Annotated in this window: 18 protein-coding genes; 13 read left to right on the top strand and 5 right to left on the bottom strand. The window is 38.3% G+C overall.

The features are described from left to right. Positions 1 to 102: 102 nt before the first annotated feature. Positions 103 to 1,140: an NAD-dependent epimerase/dehydratase family protein gene (locus tag J7E77_RS13135; RefSeq protein WP_214714918.1), complete on the bottom strand. Its 1,038-nt coding sequence runs from the start codon at positions 1,138 to 1,140 to the stop codon at positions 103 to 105. Between the two features lie 182 nt (positions 1,141 to 1,322). Between J7E77_RS13135 and mtnA the strand changes: the two genes are divergently transcribed. The 8 genes from mtnA (at position 1,323) to J7E77_RS13095 (ending at position 7,195) form a co-directional block, all read left to right on the top strand. After that, positions 1,323 to 2,372: an S-methyl-5-thioribose-1-phosphate isomerase gene (gene mtnA, locus J7E77_RS13130; protein ID WP_214714916.1), complete on the top strand. Its 1,050-nt coding sequence runs from the start codon at positions 1,323 to 1,325 to the stop codon at positions 2,370 to 2,372. 189 nt (positions 2,373 to 2,561) lie between these two features. Further along, positions 2,562 to 3,098, top strand: a complete 537-nt coding sequence (locus J7E77_RS13125; RefSeq protein WP_214714914.1) for a redoxin domain-containing protein — start codon at positions 2,562 to 2,564, stop codon at positions 3,096 to 3,098. A gap of 145 nt (positions 3,099 to 3,243) precedes the next feature. Continuing rightward, a complete protein-coding gene (locus J7E77_RS13120) occupies positions 3,244 to 3,375 on the top strand; it encodes an FbpB family small basic protein (protein WP_088087694.1) in 132 nt (43 codons plus the stop codon). 67 nt (positions 3,376 to 3,442) lie between these two features. Beyond that, a complete protein-coding gene (locus tag J7E77_RS13115; protein ID WP_098260605.1) occupies positions 3,443 to 3,586 on the top strand; it encodes an acid-soluble spore protein N in 144 nt (47 codons plus the stop codon). Positions 3,587 to 3,715: 129 nt separating this feature from the next. Beyond that, positions 3,716 to 3,946, top strand: a complete 231-nt coding sequence (gene tlp / locus J7E77_RS13110; RefSeq protein WP_088087692.1) for a small acid-soluble spore protein Tlp — start codon at positions 3,716 to 3,718, stop codon at positions 3,944 to 3,946. 102 nt (positions 3,947 to 4,048) lie between these two features. Then, entirely contained in the window at positions 4,049 to 6,370 is a 2,322-nt protein-coding gene (locus tag J7E77_RS13105) for an AAA family ATPase (protein WP_251026873.1), read from the top strand. Positions 6,371 to 6,397: 27 nt separating this feature from the next. Then, entirely contained in the window at positions 6,398 to 6,829 is a 432-nt protein-coding gene (locus J7E77_RS13100) for an acyl-CoA thioesterase (protein WP_214714909.1), read from the top strand. A gap of 48 nt (positions 6,830 to 6,877) precedes the next feature. Further along, entirely contained in the window at positions 6,878 to 7,195 is a 318-nt protein-coding gene (locus tag J7E77_RS13095; protein ID WP_214714907.1) for a hypothetical protein, read from the top strand. A 48-nt stretch (positions 7,196 to 7,243) separates the two neighbouring features. Here J7E77_RS13095 and J7E77_RS13090 read toward each other — a convergent pair whose 3' ends face one another. From J7E77_RS13090 to plsY, 4 genes are all read right to left on the bottom strand, one after another. Further along, complete coding sequence (locus tag J7E77_RS13090; protein WP_214714906.1) at positions 7,244 to 7,501, bottom strand: CPBP family glutamic-type intramembrane protease; 258 nt, start codon at positions 7,499 to 7,501, stop codon at positions 7,244 to 7,246. Beyond that, the gene (locus tag J7E77_RS13085) at positions 7,476 to 7,715 is read right to left on the bottom strand and encodes a hypothetical protein (RefSeq protein WP_214714905.1); all 240 of its coding nucleotides are present in this window, start codon (positions 7,713 to 7,715) and stop codon (positions 7,476 to 7,478) included. Before J7E77_RS13085 ends, J7E77_RS13090 begins: the two co-directional genes overlap by 26 nt. A 47-nt stretch (positions 7,716 to 7,762) precedes the next feature. Continuing rightward, positions 7,763 to 8,914 (bottom strand): CapA family protein, encoded by a 1,152-nt coding sequence (locus J7E77_RS13080; protein ID WP_214714904.1) that lies wholly within the window; start codon positions 8,912 to 8,914, stop codon positions 7,763 to 7,765. A gap of 132 nt (positions 8,915 to 9,046) precedes the next feature. Beyond that, positions 9,047 to 9,646 carry a glycerol-3-phosphate 1-O-acyltransferase PlsY gene (gene plsY, locus J7E77_RS13075; RefSeq protein ID WP_214714903.1) on the bottom strand — a complete coding sequence of 200 codons (600 nt, stop codon included), beginning with the start codon at positions 9,644 to 9,646 and terminating at the stop codon, positions 9,047 to 9,049. A 366-nt stretch (positions 9,647 to 10,012) separates the two neighbouring features. Here plsY and J7E77_RS13070 point away from each other — a divergent pair, with 366 nt between their 5' ends. The 5 genes from J7E77_RS13070 (at position 10,013) to J7E77_RS13050 (ending at position 16,382) form a co-directional block, all read left to right on the top strand. Further along, a complete protein-coding gene (locus J7E77_RS13070) occupies positions 10,013 to 10,300 on the top strand; it encodes an ATP-binding protein (protein WP_214714943.1) in 288 nt (95 codons plus the stop codon). 107 nt (positions 10,301 to 10,407) lie between these two features. Continuing rightward, positions 10,408 to 10,824, top strand: a complete 417-nt coding sequence (locus J7E77_RS13065; RefSeq protein WP_214714902.1) for a CoA-binding protein — start codon at positions 10,408 to 10,410, stop codon at positions 10,822 to 10,824. A gap of 288 nt (positions 10,825 to 11,112) precedes the next feature. Beyond that, positions 11,113 to 13,092 carry a DNA topoisomerase IV subunit B gene (gene parE, locus J7E77_RS13060; RefSeq protein ID WP_214714901.1) on the top strand — a complete coding sequence of 660 codons (1,980 nt, stop codon included), beginning with the start codon at positions 11,113 to 11,115 and terminating at the stop codon, positions 13,090 to 13,092. Next, on the top strand, positions 13,089 to 15,527 hold the full coding sequence (parC, locus tag J7E77_RS13055) for a DNA topoisomerase IV subunit A (protein ID WP_214714900.1): 2,439 nt from the start codon (positions 13,089 to 13,091) through the stop codon (positions 15,525 to 15,527). The genes parE and parC overlap by 4 nt, the downstream gene beginning before the upstream one ends. Positions 15,528 to 15,623: 96 nt before the next feature. Further along, on the top strand, positions 15,624 to 16,382 hold the full coding sequence (locus tag J7E77_RS13050) for a hypothetical protein (RefSeq protein WP_214714899.1): 759 nt from the start codon (positions 15,624 to 15,626) through the stop codon (positions 16,380 to 16,382). Positions 16,383 to 16,403 lie beyond the last annotated feature (21 nt).

Genomic DNA, 16,403 nt, shown 5'->3' with positions numbered 1-16,403 from the left:
TGTGAAAAAATCGGATTTATTTGCGGAAATAGCCTGTTTATTTGCGAGAAACTGACTTTTATTTGCGGGTATGGTGTTTTTATTTGCGAATCCACAAGCTGATTATTTTTCATCTAATAGGGTAAGCAGTTCTTTCTCTTTTTCCGCTCGCATCCCCGATTTCCACTCATATTCCGTCAAATGGCGAGTTTTCTCCCACTCATAAATATCAGCGATACTTTCCTCAAGCTTTCTATAAGAAAGTCCACTCTGAATCGCTTTATCAACGTTGATGGAGAAAGCACCTTTCCAAGGCTCTTTAGTCTCAGGTGATAAAGGATAATTCTCTGGTACCCAGAGAGGCATCTCTGTCCAAGGGGCCACTTTTTGATCCAAAAGGAATTTCTCATCTGCCCAAACCACTTCTGGATTTGAATCAGTCACTTTGATACATGCGTCGATAAACTCTTTCATCGTTAGAGAATAATCAGGCCCTGTTGCATTAAAGGTTCCTGTGGAATCCTGCTCTTCCATATCGAGGATCCAATTCGAAAGGTCTTTATTGTCAATAACCTGCACACGTCGATGAGGGCTCCCGGGCACCATAACCTTGCCGCCTTTTGCGATTCTGTTAATCCAATAGGGAACACGGTCGGTATAATCATTCGGCCCAATTAACTGACCCGCCCGTACGTTTAACACTCGTCCAGGCAAATTTTTTTCAGCAATCTGCTCACATAACGCTTTAAAATGTCCATAATATTCATAAACCGGCTCGTCTGAATCCATTGAAAGTTTATTAGCTTCCTCAAATGACATTTCTAAAACAGAGTAGCTTTCATCTAAATTTTCTGGAACCCAGTCTTGGTAAACGGATATACTCGAGATGAATGTATAATGTTTTACGCGATCCTTCAATAAATTGGTTGTATTTTGGACCGTATATGGAATAAATCCGCTTGTATCCAAAACAGCATCCCAGTGACGGTTTTGAAGCGCTTTCAAATTACCAAACCGATTCCCAGTAAGGATTTCAACGTCTTTTATTCCTGGATTTTGAATTCCGCGATTAAAAATCGTCACTTCATGATTTCGCCTCAAAGCCTCTTCCACAAATGTCCTCCCTAAAAAGCGACTTCCACCTAAAACAAGAATCTTCAAAAGAATCCCCCTCCAGTCTTGTTTTTATTTTAACAAATTTTCGCGCAATTTAGTTAATATTTAAGAATTCCATTTTACAAAAATGAAAGTATTGCATATGTCATGGATATTGTTAAAATTACATAGGTAGAAGTTGAAATTTAATATAATAGATGTTATTTAAGCAGAAGGGATGTTTCTCCATGGAAAACACATACTTACAATCCGTTTCTTATGAAAACGGAGTCCTTAAAATACTTGATCAAACCAAAATTCCAAATATAACAGAATTTCTTGAAACGACTAAAATTGAAGACGCCTGGGATGCAATAAAACAATTAAAAGTCCGCGGTGCCCCAGCGATTGGAATCGCGGCAGCATATGGTTTAGTGCTTGGTATAAAAGATGCATCTGAAAATTCCTTTGAAGATTTTTATGCTCATTTTAAAAAGCAATCCGATTATTTGGCCACTTCACGACCTACCGCAGTTAACCTATTTTGGGCACTAAAACGAATGAATGACAGAGCCTTAAAAGAAAAAGAATTACCGATCCATCAAATCAAAGAAGCACTAGAAAATGAAGCACATACTATTCGCAATGAAGATGAAGAAGTTTGCCGTACGATCGGGGAGAATGCATTAAACCTTTTAAAGGATGGGATGGGAGTTCTCACACACTGCAATGCGGGCGGCATCGCAACAGCAAGATATGGAACAGCCCTTTCTCCGCTTTATTTAGCAAAAGAAAAAGGCTGGGATATAAAGGTGTTTGCAGATGAAACAAGACCGCTTTTACAAGGTGCTCGTTTGACAGCTTGGGAGCTTATGCAAGCTGGCATTGATGTCACCCTAATCACAGACAATATGGCAGCAATGGTCATGCAAAAAGGCTGGGTTGACGCTGTTATCGTCGGTTGTGATCGCGTAGCGGCAAATGGTGATGTCGCCAACAAGATTGGTACATACGGTGTGGCATTATTAGCGAAGGCCCATAATATTCCGTTTTACGTAGCGGCACCGATCTCTACCATTGATTTAGAAACTAAGACAGGTGCTGATATCCCAATCGAGGAGAGAGATGCCTCCGAAATAACTGAAGGATTTGGAAAAAGGACAGCCCCTGAAGGTGTGAAAGTATTTAACCCCGCATTTGATGTCACTCCTAATGACTTGGTTACAGCAATAATAACCGAAAAGGGTATAATAAAAGGAAATTATCAGGAAGAGCTTCACAGACATTTTATATCCTAAAGAAAAGAAAGCAGTTAACCTAATCGTTAAAATAGTCACGAAAAATATTTTAGCTGAATTGAAAAAACATCTATAAAAACATGTAATCTTTGTGAATTGTCACAGTTTCGGCATATCCAAGTTTTGTTTCACCTAAGTTTATAGTGTAAAATCGAAGTAGCAGAGTATGAAGTAAAGGAGGATTCGGGGATGATTAAAAAAGTAATTGCTGCCGTAATATTAGTTACATTACTTACTGTAGCGATTGTTCAGGCAATGGATAAAAAAACAGAAACTCCCGAAACTACAAGTCAAACAACAGCTAGTAAAGAAGGACTCGCTATTGGAGCAAAGGCACCTGATTTTGAACTTAAAACATTAACAGGTGAGACAGTGAAACTCTCCAATTTAAAAGGAAAAAAAGTTATGCTTAACTTTTGGGCAACTTGGTGTCCGCCTTGTAAAGCAGAAATGCCAGCTATGGAGCAATTTTCCAAGCAAATGGAAAAGGATATCGTAATTTTAGCGGTTAACATTGATCCACAATTAGATGTCCAAGGATTTGTTGATGAAAATAAAATTACTTTTCCAATCCCTCTTGATGCCGATGATAAAGTAAATGAAAATTATCAAGTACTTTCCATTCCAACTACATATTTTATTGATAGTAAAGGGATTATCCAGAATAAATATGTCGGTGGAATGAAACTTGAAGATATGAAAGATTTTACAAATAAACTAAAATAAACAAAAGACGTTGGATTACTCCAGCGTTTTTTTCTTTTATAATAAATATTTAAAAAACGATATAATTTTCAAAAAGTTGTAATAATTGCAACCGTTTCCGGGCATAATAACTGTTACAATAGGAAATAAGGACGGTGATATACCAATGAGAAAACCTAGAAAACGCTCGTTTGCAGAGCTTGTATCTGAAAATAAATCACAACTTTTAAAAGATCGTGCTGCAATTGAAAAAATCGAACAGCGCTTGGAAGAAAAACGTCTCGGTAAAGCAGAATAACTAAAAAAGATTACCAATTATGTTTTCCAACCTTATGGAGAAAATGAAAGTAAGGAGGGATCATGACATGGGTAATCCGAAAAAAGATAGCAAACATTTTGTACCTAGCCATACTGGCACACAACCCCGAGGGTTTAATGGGAATAAGGGGAAGAAAATGAATGATACATCAGGGCAGCATGCCCAAGTAATTCAAACAAAAGGTGAATAGGTATAGATTATAAGACTCAATAGGCGAAAGCCTCTGGGTCTTTTTTGTTACCAAAAAAATTTCCTTGTTTATTTTTCGTACTCAGTAACAAACTATATCTGTACCAATTACACCATAGGAGGAATTATGATGGCCTATAATAACAAACCGAATCCAGATGATCGCAGCGATAACGTTGAAAAGCTTCAAGCCATGATTCAAAATACGGAAAATAATATCGAAGCAGCTGAAGAATCTTTAGCATTAACAGACAGTGAGACACAACGTCAGGAAATTGAAGCAAAGAATGAACGCCGACGTGAAAGCATCGACTCCTTCCGTTCAGAAATTAAGGATGAGGCACATAATCAAGAAAGCTAAAAAAGTGGGAGACCTGTTCATTATGGACAGGTCTTTTTGTTTAGGTATGGAGCGACTGTTATGGTAAGATAGAAAGGAAATTTTAAAGAAGAAGTGATAACCTTGAGACAACTAGTAAATCAACTTACAATACATGATAAATTAAAGCAATGGGAAATTGAATTGAACGAAAACGGGTCCATTTCAAATGAAAGTGCATTAATTTCCGCTCTTACGTACGAATCCAATCCCGTTATCCTATCAAAGTTATTAACACTTGCCGCTTTGTCACGGATTGGTCGAAATAAAAAGGATAAAATGGCAGCGGTATGGCTTGAAAGAGCGCTTAAACTATACCCTGAAAATCAAGCCGCAAAAGAATATATGATTCAATCTGATTGGAAAAAGATGGAGGGGTTACTTTCGCAGCTTACCTTTCCTGCAATGAGAGAAACAGATAATCGAACAGCCAAAAAGAAAACAGCGGAACAATACATAGAAGTGTGTCAAAACTTTTTAACGGATGCCGATGAGATTCACCAGGTTTTAGAATTGAAAAGAGAGCTTTCCTCAACATTAGAAAATAAGGATTTATTCCAAAAACATCAGCTTCTTTCCGAGTTGTTGTCTTCTGCTATAGACGAAACAGGAAACTTATTAAAGGCAGCTGAGGAGTACGATCAATCGATTACAGGTGTTTTCCATACTTCCACCTATTATGATGACTTGAAATTGCACTTATCTAATTTAGAGGAAATTAAAGCTACCTGGCAAAGGGAATTTATTGAAGAAGAAACTGAGAGTCTTCCTGATCGAATCAACGCCTTGGATCAACTGAATGAAATGATTGGGATGGAGTTTGTTAAAAATCGGGTCAATGATTTCTACCGGTTTCTGAAGTACCAAAAACAGCGGAAGGAGCTCGGTTTTCAAATTAAGGATGAACTGAGCTTGAACATGATCTTAACCGGAAATCCGGGTACGGGAAAAACAACACTTGCCCGCTTACTTGCGAAAATTTATCATGAGTTAGGTGTCTTGCCTCGTGAGGAAGTAATTGAGACGGATCGTTCGCAGCTTGTTGGTTCATTTGTCGGCCAAACAGAAGAAAACGTCCGAACGGTTGTCGAGCGCTCTATTGGCGGGGTGTTATTTATTGATGAGGCCTATAGTCTAAAACGTGAGGGGCAAACAGGCAACGATTATGGTCAAGCGGCGATTGATACACTGGTTTCGCTTATGACAGGAAATGAATATGGCGGGAAATTCGCGGTCATTATGGCAGGCTATCCTGAGGAAATGCGTTCATTTCTAGATGCTAATCCGGGTTTACGAAGCCGTTTTCCTCAGTCCAATCTCATTCATTTGCCAAATTATTCGAATGAAGAGTTAATAAGCATTGCAGAACATGTGGCATCAGATAATGATTACTTCCTTAGCGAAGAAGCAAAAATCGAAATCAATCATCGTCTCGATCGTGAACGGGTTGATGATTCCTTTGGAAATGCAAGAACAGTCCGCAATATTGTCTTAGATGCGATTTTTAAAAAGGGCTCTGACAAGGAAGTAAATGATGATAACATCTTAGATTATATGTTACTGAATAAAGAGGACTTTCTTTTAGACAAAGAGGAAAGTGTAGAGTCTCCTTATGAAAAATTGGACCGTCTAATCGGTTTAGAAGCCTTAAAGGTGGAGATGAGATCACTTATCTCATTTGTAAAAATGCAGCAGTACCGGATGAAAAAAGGGTTGCCGCCCGTACCTATTCAGCTTCATGCTGTTTTCACAGGAAACCCTGGTACAGGGAAAACAACCGTAGCTAAGATTTATGCGGAGCTTTTAAAGGAATGTGGCATTTTAAAACGAGGTCATCTTATCGTAGCAAGCAGGGCAGATTTTGTAGCCGGATATGTGGGTCAAACGGCAGGGAAAACAAAGAAAAAAATTAGGGAAGCGCTCGGTGGTGTCTTATTTATTGACGAAGCCTATTCCCTTTTCAGTTCGACAACAGGTGATTTTGGTAAAGAGGTCATAGATACACTTGTTGATGAAATGACCAAGCATAATGAAAACCTAGTCGTTGTCTTGGCAGGTTACCCACATGAAATGGACTTGCTCCTAGAAAGCAATCCTGGTCTTCGCTCCCGCTTTAAAAAGTTCTTTTTATTTCCTGATTATTCACCAGAGGAACTGCTTGAAATCATGGCGGTCTATGCTAATAGTTTTCAATACCACCTAACAGGGGAAGCAAAAGTGCTGTTACAACAAAAGATGGATGAAGAATCCTTCAAAGGGAATGGCCGTTTTGCAACAAACATGGTGGATGAAATGATTCAAGCACAGGCCTCAAGATTAATGGATGTTGCAGAAGATGAAGATCTTTTTGAAAAGTCCCTGCTGCTTGAAGTAGCAGATGTAATAAAGGCAATCAATAAAATGTAAAATATGATCACGAAAGGGTCGTGACCCGTGGAAAATTTATTTATTTCGACTAGAGAAATTCAGCTCTATTATGCTGATTCAGATATGATGGGTGTTATTTACCATGCTAATTATCTAAAGTTTTTTGAACTTGGCAGAACAGGATTAATTGAAGATATTGGATACAATTATCTTGCCATGGAGGAGTCAGGCTATTTTGCTCCTGTTTATGACGTTCAAGTGACCTACAAAAAGCCGTTACGCTATGGTGATAAAGGGTTTGTAAAAACATGGGTAGAATTAAATAATGGCATCAAAACTGTTTATGGATATACGATTGTAAATGGCGATGATGAAATATGTGCAGAAGGAAAAACAACCCATATTATTGTTAAAAAAGATAATTTTAGACCGACTTCATTCAAAAAGGCATTTCCTGAATGGTATTTAAAATATGAGGAAATTAAGAAAAAGGACTAAAATTCTTACTTTTATCGGCGAATTAATTTATACATTGAGGTGTCTTGATTGGCCTTTGGAATTAAAAAACAGCAAATAAGCGAATGGAAAAGAAAAATTGACAACGGAGAAATTGCGTTTTTAACCCATTATTGGCTTGATGATCGCTTTCCAGGTTCAAATACAGTCACTAAGGTGGGCTGCAATGACCTTGTAAAATTAGCAGTTTGGGGCCAAAAACATGGGTTAAGGAAAGAATGGATCCATCATCGGAAGGATGGTTATTCTCATTTTGATTTAATAGGTGAGCGACAAAGAGAAATTTTACAAAAAGAAGGTTTGTTTGAACATATATGGCAAAAAGAAATCCGTCCACTTGAAGAGTAACCACTCTAAGAGTGCGGATTTCTTTTTAGATTAGGAATTTCGGCAAATTTAAACGGGAATCATACCCCATCCGGATACTATTAATAGGATCGTGATCAAGGTATGAACAATGAAAGCTGGAATGATACTTTTAGATGATAACGTAAATAATCCAAATATTAATCCTAGAAAAATATAAAGAATTGATATTAAGATTGAAAATCCAAACATGGTCGTATGTAAGCCAAAAGCAATGCTGGTGACGATCAAACCTAATCGTTGATTGGTTATCGTAATCAGTTTATAAAGAAGTATTCCGCGCCACAAAACCTCTTCTAGTATACACTAGCAATAGATTACCTAGAAAAAATGATATGACCATCCAGGCAAATAAGCGTTTCTCTTCCTTAAAAAAAGCAACTAATAATAATAAAGTAATCAGAAAAACAAAAAAAGGAGTGTAGTAACCTCTTGCAAAAAAATAGGTCATGGTTAAAAATAACAGACTTAACAAGATACCTTGTCGATTAATACCTTCCATCCGCTTTGTTCCTCCTACCTTTCTTTTATGAGTAAAAAGGCCCCGCTTTACCGGAGCCATTGTTGCATATGTGTTTGAATTTCTTTAAATTTTGCATTAGCATTTCGAAGACCAAATGATCCTGCTTTCTCTAATGGAACCACACGGAAATTATGATTCTTTTTACTTGCGACATAGGTTGGGTAAAAAGCCGGGTTAGAAAAATCAATGGTGGTTCCTTTTTCTGATACATGTTTTGTAATATCAATGGTGGTTAAACCGCCTATATCTTTATAGTCACCATGTTGGGCGGAAATAAAATTCCCTAATGAATAAATAACAAACGTTCGTTTGCCTTCTGCTGTTTTTATCCATTCCATTGGCTGCAGGACATGGGGATGAGAGCCAAAGATGATGTCGACTCCTTCATTAGCAAGAAATTTTGCAAGGTCTTTTTGTTCTTTTGTCGGCATTCGCTTGTACTCATTACCCCAATGGATGCTCATGACCACTACGTCTGATTGTTTTTTGGCGCGATGAATTTCTTCTTTCATCGATTCGCGATTAATCAGGTTGACGAGAAAATCTTTTCCGTCTGGTATGGGGATTCCGTTCGTTCCGTAGGTATAGGAGAGAAAAGCAAGCTTAATCCCATTTTTATTTAGTATCCTCAAATTTTGACGGTCCTTTTCATCAATGAAGCTTCCCACATGTGGCAGGCCAATACTTTCTAAATAAGCGGCTTCCGACTTAATCCCTTTTTCGCCTTTATCTAACGTGTGATTATTGGCTGTTGATACGATATCGACCCCAGTATGGACGAGTGCATCTGCTAGCTCGTATGGGCTATTGAATCTTGGATAACCGGAAAGACCCAGTGCTTGTCCCGCCAACATACTTTCTTGATTGGCCGTTAAAACGTCTGGCTTTTCTAATAGTGGTTTCACATTTTCAAACATAGGTTCAAAATGATAGGAAGCTCCATTAAAGGCATCTTTATAAACTTTGTCGTGAATCAAAATATCCCCTATGGCACCAAGTGTTACTTTTTCTGTTATCTCGTAATTAATCATTAGTAAAGAACGAGGCTTATGCTCTTTTGAAGGATACACTTTTTCGTCTTCATCTGAATGTTGACTTTGTTGAATTAAGAGATAAGAAGCTAATCCGACACATGCAACAATAATTAAAACTGAAGGTATAATAGCATTCCGCTTCATAATTACTCCTTAATAGGCGCTTGTTTTTTATGTAATCCCTTTTTTAGACTGTTAGTTATACTATATTATATATTTCTATAATTTTAAAACTATTTAATAAATTAAAAAGGAACCGCTATAGGTTCCTTTTCATTATAACCATTTAATTTTCGGTTCCGTTTTATTAATAATTCTTTTAATATTGGCTCGGTGCCGGTATATCACAAATGATGCTAGTAGAAATACTACGATGAGCAATGGGATGTCCCATTCACGAATAATACCAGTAATAATGGCAAACAGAACAGCTGTAATTCCTGCGATCATCGAAGATAAGGAAACATATTTTGATAGGTATAAGCTGATAAAAAAGATAACAAGGACTGTGATAAACATATACGGTGCGTAGAACAATACGACACCACCTGAAGTAGCAACGGCTTTTCCGCCACGAAACCCGGCAAAAATCGGATAGGTATGACCGATAACAGCCAATACCCCAGCCAGTAATGGATTCACATCGACATGAAAAAGATAGGGCAGGGATGCTGCTAATGTACCTTTCAGAATATCAGCAAGTGTCACCGCCATTCCCGCTTTAACACCGAGTGTCCGAAACGTATTTGTTCCGCCTAAATTTCCGCTCCCATGCTGGCGAATATCTGTTTTATAAAATACTTTTCCGATAATTAAACCAGAGGGGATTGAACCTAGTAAATACGCAAGAACCAAAACTAAAATAATTTGAACCATTAACAAATTCTCCTTCAACAAAAAGATCCAGTTCTTCTATTTTACCATGTAATATAGAAAAAACACCACGCTTTTCCTTTTCTGTCCAAAGTAAGTACAAATAGAGTCAATTTTATTACGAAAAAAAGGAGAATTTTCAAACCCTTTGTTAATCCATTGAAAGCAAAGTATAGAGACAATATAATTTAGATAAAATCATATAAAACATATAAAAACCGGCCGACGATACAAGTGAATTGGTCGGTTTTCACATATCCAATCATCCTGAAATTATAAGAGAGGTGAAAAATCAATGGCAACAAATCTTCAGCAATACCTAAATGATCAATACCAAGATGTTAAAGGGATGCATTTGTTCAAAACGTAATAAATAATCGAAAAATACTTATCAAAATAGATGAAACGGATAAAGAAATATCGGCTGAATTTATCGATAATGCTGGTGGAATTGAACCCTCACTGCTTGAGAAAATCTTCGAACCTTATTTTACTACAAGACATCATGGCACCGGTTTAGGACTTTATATGGCCAAGAAAATATTGGAGAACATGGACGGAAGTGTCTTGGCAGAAGATACTGGTGATGGAGCTCGATTCTGCCTTACCGTTCCAAAGGTAGCAGCCGCGGTCAAACCGAAACTTTTATCCAGTTAAAGAATATTTTATGCAGCCTCTTCTACCAAGGGTTTTTCTGTTAAGAACTTTTTATTATGTATTTTTTGAAAATATAGGTAAAATAATGAGAAAAGGGAGTGAGACATATGAGCATTGAAAATCCAAGTCGTAATGAAATTGGGACAATTTTAAAAAAGGCAAAAAGAATCGCTGTTGTTGGTTTGAGTGATAATCCTGAAAGAACATCCTATCAAGTTTCTGCTGCTATGCAAAAAGCGGGTTATGACATTATTCCAGTGAATCCTACTGTCGATCAGGTTCTTGGTGTCAAGGCAGTTGCCTCTCTGAAAGATATTGAAGGACATGTAGACATTGTTAATGTTTTCCGTAGGTCAGAACAATTGTTCGATGTAGCCAAAGAATTTAATGAGATCGATGCCGAAGTATATTGGGCGCAGCTTGGACTAGAAAATGATGAGGCGTATGAGTTTTTAAAAAACAAGGGCTATACGGTTATTATGAACCGCTGCATTAAAGTCGAACATGCGTTAACAAAAGCATAATGTTTACCATAAAACTGCTAATTATTAGCAGTTTTTTTCTTTCAATCCCCCAAAAAACACTAGATAATATTATTACTAAAATATGTTGTTTCAAATTACGTATTTGCCAAATTAAAATAAATCGCTACAATATAGCATAGACGCCGCAAGATTTATGATAAAATAAGAAGCGGCAAACATTGGTTCTATTTTAAAATATAAAAAGATAATAAAAAGATGACTAATCAATTAGTTCATGAAGCAATTAGAAGGATACTTCTTTTTGTAGGGAATGAAAGGGGTATTTTAGTGGCAAGGAATCAGCAAGCTTTTGATTATAATGATGATGCCATACAGGTACTAGAAGGTCTAGAGGCGGTTCGAAAGCGTCCAGGAATGTATATTGGCAGCACCGATTCACGCGGTCTTCATCACCTCGTTTATGAGATTGTCGACAATTCTGTCGATGAAGCACTTGGAGGATTTGGTGATCAAATCATTGTAAAAATACACAAAGATAATTCAATTAGTGTTAATGACCGAGGGCGCGGCATGCCTACGGGTATGCACAAAATGGGGAAACCGACACCAGAGGTTATTTTAACAGTGCTTCATGCCGGCGGAAAGTTCGGCCAAGGCGGATATAAAACAAGCGGCGGTTTGCATGGTGTAGGTGCATCGGTAGTTAATGCATTATCTGAATGGTTAACTGTCACGATTAAAAGGGACGGTTTCGTATATGAACAGCGCTTTGAAAATGGCGGAAAGCCAGCAACCACTCTCGAAAAAATCGGCAAAACCAATCAAACGGGAACAACGATTCATTTTAAGCCAGATTCGACCATTTTTTCGACGACTACTTACAATTTCGAAACATTATGTGAGAGGTTACGAGAGTCAGCCTTCTTGCTAAAAGGATTGAAAATCGATATTATCGATGATCGTAATGATTTCCATGAAGTCTTTCATTATGAGAATGGAATTGAAGCCTTCGTTGCTTATTTAAACGAAGAAAAGGATGTCCTTCATCCGGTTATCAGCTTAGAAGGATCTCAGCATGGAATAGAAGTGGATTTTGCGTTTCAATTTAATGATGGCTATTCCGAAAATGTCCTCTCCTTTGTAAATAATGTCCGCACAAGAGATGGCGGTACCCATGAAGCAGGGGCAAAAACAGCAATGACAAGGGTATTTAACGATTATGCCCGCAAGGTTTCATTCTTAAAAGATAAAGACAAAAACCTTGATGGTGCAGATATCCGCGAAGGTTTATCGGCAATAATCTCCGTTCGAATCCCGGAAGAACTACTTCAGTTCGAAGGACAAACAAAGGGGAAATTAGGAACTAGTGAGGCTAGGTCAGCAGTCGATGCTGTTGTTTCTGAACATCTCTCCTATTTTCTTGAAGAGAACCCTGATATTAGCTCCCTTCTTATCAAAAAATCGATTAAAGCCTATCAAGCACGAGAAGCTGCTAGAAAAGCGCGTGAGGATGCAAGGAGCGGTAAAAAACGGAAACGGTCGGATGCCGTTTTGTCTGGTAAACTAACACCTGCCCAATCACGTAATCCGCAAAGAAATGAACTATACCTGGTGGAGGGTGATTCTGCGGGAGGTTCCGCAAAACAAGGGCGTGACCGCCGATTTCAAGCCGTACTTCCACTTAGAGGTAAAGTAATCAATACGGAAAAAGCAAAACTCTCTGACATTTTTAAAAATGAAGAAATCAATACGATCATCCATGCAATTGGCGGTGGGGTCGGTACGGATTTTAATGTAGAAGATATCAACTATGACAAAATTGTCATTATGACGGATGCTGATACCGATGGAGCACACATTCAGGTCTTATTACTTACCTTCTTTTATCGATATATGAAGCCGCTGCTAGAAGCAGGCAAAGTGTTTATTGCCCTCCCGCCGCTTTATAAAGTGAGTAAAGGGACAGGCAAAAAGGAGATTATCGAATATGCTTGGAGTGATGATGAGCTCCAGGGTGCCCTGAAAAAAGTTGGCAGAGGCTATATTATTCAACGATATAAAGGACTTGGCGAAATGAATGCCGACCAACTATGGGATACAACAATGGATCCAGAAACACGGACATTGATTCGTGTAAAAATAGATGATGTTGCACGAGCAGAACGCCGCGTTACAACCCTTATGGGCGACAAGGTTGAACCGCGCCGTAAGTGGATCGAAAGTAATGTAGCATTTGGTTTAGAAGAAGATGACACCATTTTAGAAAATGAAAATATTACGGTCTCCGAGGAGGGTTCTGAAGGATGAGTACAAATGAAAAATTCCGTGACTTGCCTCTAGAAGATGTAATTGGTGATCGTTTTGGCAGATATAGTAAGTACATCATTCAAGAACGTGCCCTTCCGGATGCACGAGACGGCCTAAAGCCTGTACAGCGAAGAATTCTTTTTGCGATGCATGTGGAAGGAAATACGTACGATAAAGGCTTTCGAAAATCAGCAAAAACCGTTGGTAATGTCATCGGTAACTACCACCCTCACGGTGATACCTCTGTTTATGAGGCAATGGTGCGGATGAGTCAGGACTGGAAGGTTAGAAACGTTCTCGTGCAAATGCACGGAAACAACGGTAGCGTTGATGGTGATCCGCCGGCAGCTATGCGTTATACTGAAGCAAGGCTTTCAGCGATTGCTGCTGAATTAATGCGTGACATCGAAAAAAATACTGTTGAATTTATTCCAAACTTTGATGATACATCGAAAGAACCAACGGTCTTGCCAGCGATGTTCCCGAACCTTCTTGTCAATGGTTCGACAGGAATTTCAGCAGGTTACGCTACGGATATTCCCCCGCATCACCTTGGAGAAATCATTGACGGGGTAATCAAGAGAATGGATCAACCGGATGTATCTGTAGACGAATTGATGACCATCATCAAAGGGCCAGATTTCCCTACAGGCGGTATCATTCAAGGGATTGATGGGATTAGAAAAGCCTATGAAACTGGTAAAGGGAAAATTATCGTACGGAGTAAAGCAGAAATAGAAGAGGTCCGTGGCGGTAAGCAGCAAATCGTCATTACCGAAATACCATATGAAGTCAATAAGGCCAATCTTGTTAAAAAAATGGATGAATTCCGTCTCGATCGAAAAGTAGAAGGAATTTCAGAAATCCGTGATGAAACGGACCGAACTGGCTTAAGAATAGTCATTGATTTAAAAAAAGATGCCGATGCAGAAGGTGTCTTGAACTATTTATACAAAAATAGTGATCTTCAAGTAACCTACAATTTTAATATGGTTGCCATCTATAAAAAACGTCCAAAATTAATGGGACTAAGAGAAATGCTGGATGCCTATATCGAACACCAAAAAGAAGTTGTTACAAGAAGGTCGCAATATGATCTTAATAAAGCGAAAGAACGTCAGCATATCGTCGAAGGATTAATGAAAGCTTTATCCATCCTTGATGAAGTAATTGCCACCATCCGTGCATCCAAGGATAAACGCGATGCGAAAGATAATTTGATGGCAAAGTATGGTTTCACAGAGATGCAAGCCGAAGCGATCGTTTCCTTACAGCTTTATCGCTTAACAAACACCGATATCACTGCACTGAGGCAGGAAGCGGAAGAATTAGCGAAGAAAATTGACGAGCTTACTAGTATTTTAGCAAGTGAGAAAACTCTTTTCTCTGTCATTAAAAAAGAATTAAAAGATGTGAAGAAACGTTTTGCAGATGCGCGTCGTTCTAAGATTGAAGCTGAAATCGAAGAATTGAAAATCAATCTTGAAGTTACCGTCCCTAGTGAAGACGTGATTGTAACGATCACAAAACAAGGGTATGTAAAACGGACGAGCCCACGTTCATATGCAGCTTCCAATGGTCAGGATTTAGCGATGAAAGATTCAGACCGTTTGTTAGCACAGCTTGAAATGAATACAAAGGATGTCCTTCTCCTCTTCACGAATAAAGGGAATTATTTATTCTGCCCTGTTCATGAGCTTCCGGATATCCGTTGGAAAGACCTTGGCCAGCATGTCGCGAATATTATTCCAATTGAACGTGATGAAGAGATTATCCAAGCGATTCAGGTTAAAGACTTTGAGGCAAATCTATTCCTTGTCTTTGTCACGAAAAATGGCATGGTCAAGAAAACAGAGCTTAAACAATATAAAGCACAGCGATATTCCAAACCGCTTGTTGGCATCAACCTTAAGGATGATGATCAAGTAACTGATGTTCATATAACAGATGGTACGAAAGAATTATTCTTAATCACCCACTTAGGTTACTCCTTATGGTTTCACGAAGAAGAAATCAGTATTGTCGGTGCACGTGCTGCCGGAGTTAAAGGGATTAATTTAAAAGAAGACGATTTTGTCATTGGCGGTAAAATTATTAATCCAGATAGTAATGAAACGATCGTTATTGCGACGCAGCGTGGAGCTGTGAAGAGGATGAAAATGAAAGAGTTTGAAAAAGCAACTCGAGCCAAGCGCGGGGTTGTCATTTTAAGAGAGCTTAAATCAAATCCACACCGAATCACCGGATTTGTTATTGCTAATGAGCAGGATATTATTTATCTCCAAACGGAAAAAGGACATATCGAAACACTTCTTACAGTAGATATTCACTTCAGTGACCGTTATTCGAATGGCTCGTTTATACTTGATGAGGATGATAACGGCAAGGTAACCACTGTTTGGAAAGTAGCAGCACTTGAAAAACCAAATGAATAATTTTTTGTGGGCTCTCTAAAAATAAGAGAGTCCCTTTTTCATCTTTTTTCCAAAACTGGACATACTAACTAATAACAGAGTTGGGAGGGTTCATGGATGAAAAAAGAGATGCTTCTGGTGATTGCTTCGTTTTTTCTCATGTCACTTACTGCGATTACTGGGGTTTATGCAATTGAAGAAACTACAAAAACGGTCACCATAACAAAAGAGCAAGAAGATATTACAGGAGACGAAAAGGAGGAAGAAATCCTTTTAAAGGGTGTTCCTTATCAGAAAGGAGATACATTTTTAGAGAAAATCTATATTGAAATTGCCGCCTCCAATGGAAAGACCTTTTCCTTCCCTTTGGAAAGTGGTGCTAAGGCGTCACTCCTGCTAGTGGACTTAAACCATGATGGGGTGAAGGATTTATTTGCAAGTGTGTTAACCGGAGAAAATGAGGGGATTGTCCATAACTACTCTTATTCTATGAAGGATTTTGTCCATACGAATTTAGCCCTGCCTGAGCCGCTTGAAATGGATAGTCATTTTTTAAATGGGTATAAAGCAGAAATCAAACTTGCCAAAACGGGAAAATCCTATCGGTTTGATTTAAATGACCGTCAAAAATATTATAAAAAGCTCGGTCTTTATTATAAAGGAAAATTAAATGAGCCTACAGAATTAACCGTAAACCCTTTTAGCAGTCTCCAACCGATTCAATTAGAGGGCAATAAAGTGGGATTACTGGGGGAGCAGAGGGTTACTGGAATCGCAAATGCGGACCTTATTGCATTGGTTAAATCTACTTGGTTGTTAGAAAAAGGTCATTGGAAGCTCATCGGCACGGTGGTTAATAAAGAAATCAATAAATGATCGTTAAACACAGGATTCCCT

The sequence above is a fragment of the Bacillus sp. ISL-77 genome (assembly GCF_018613105.1).
Note: the sequence above shows the minus strand (reverse complement) of the source record. Positions and strands in the feature narration are given on the sequence as shown.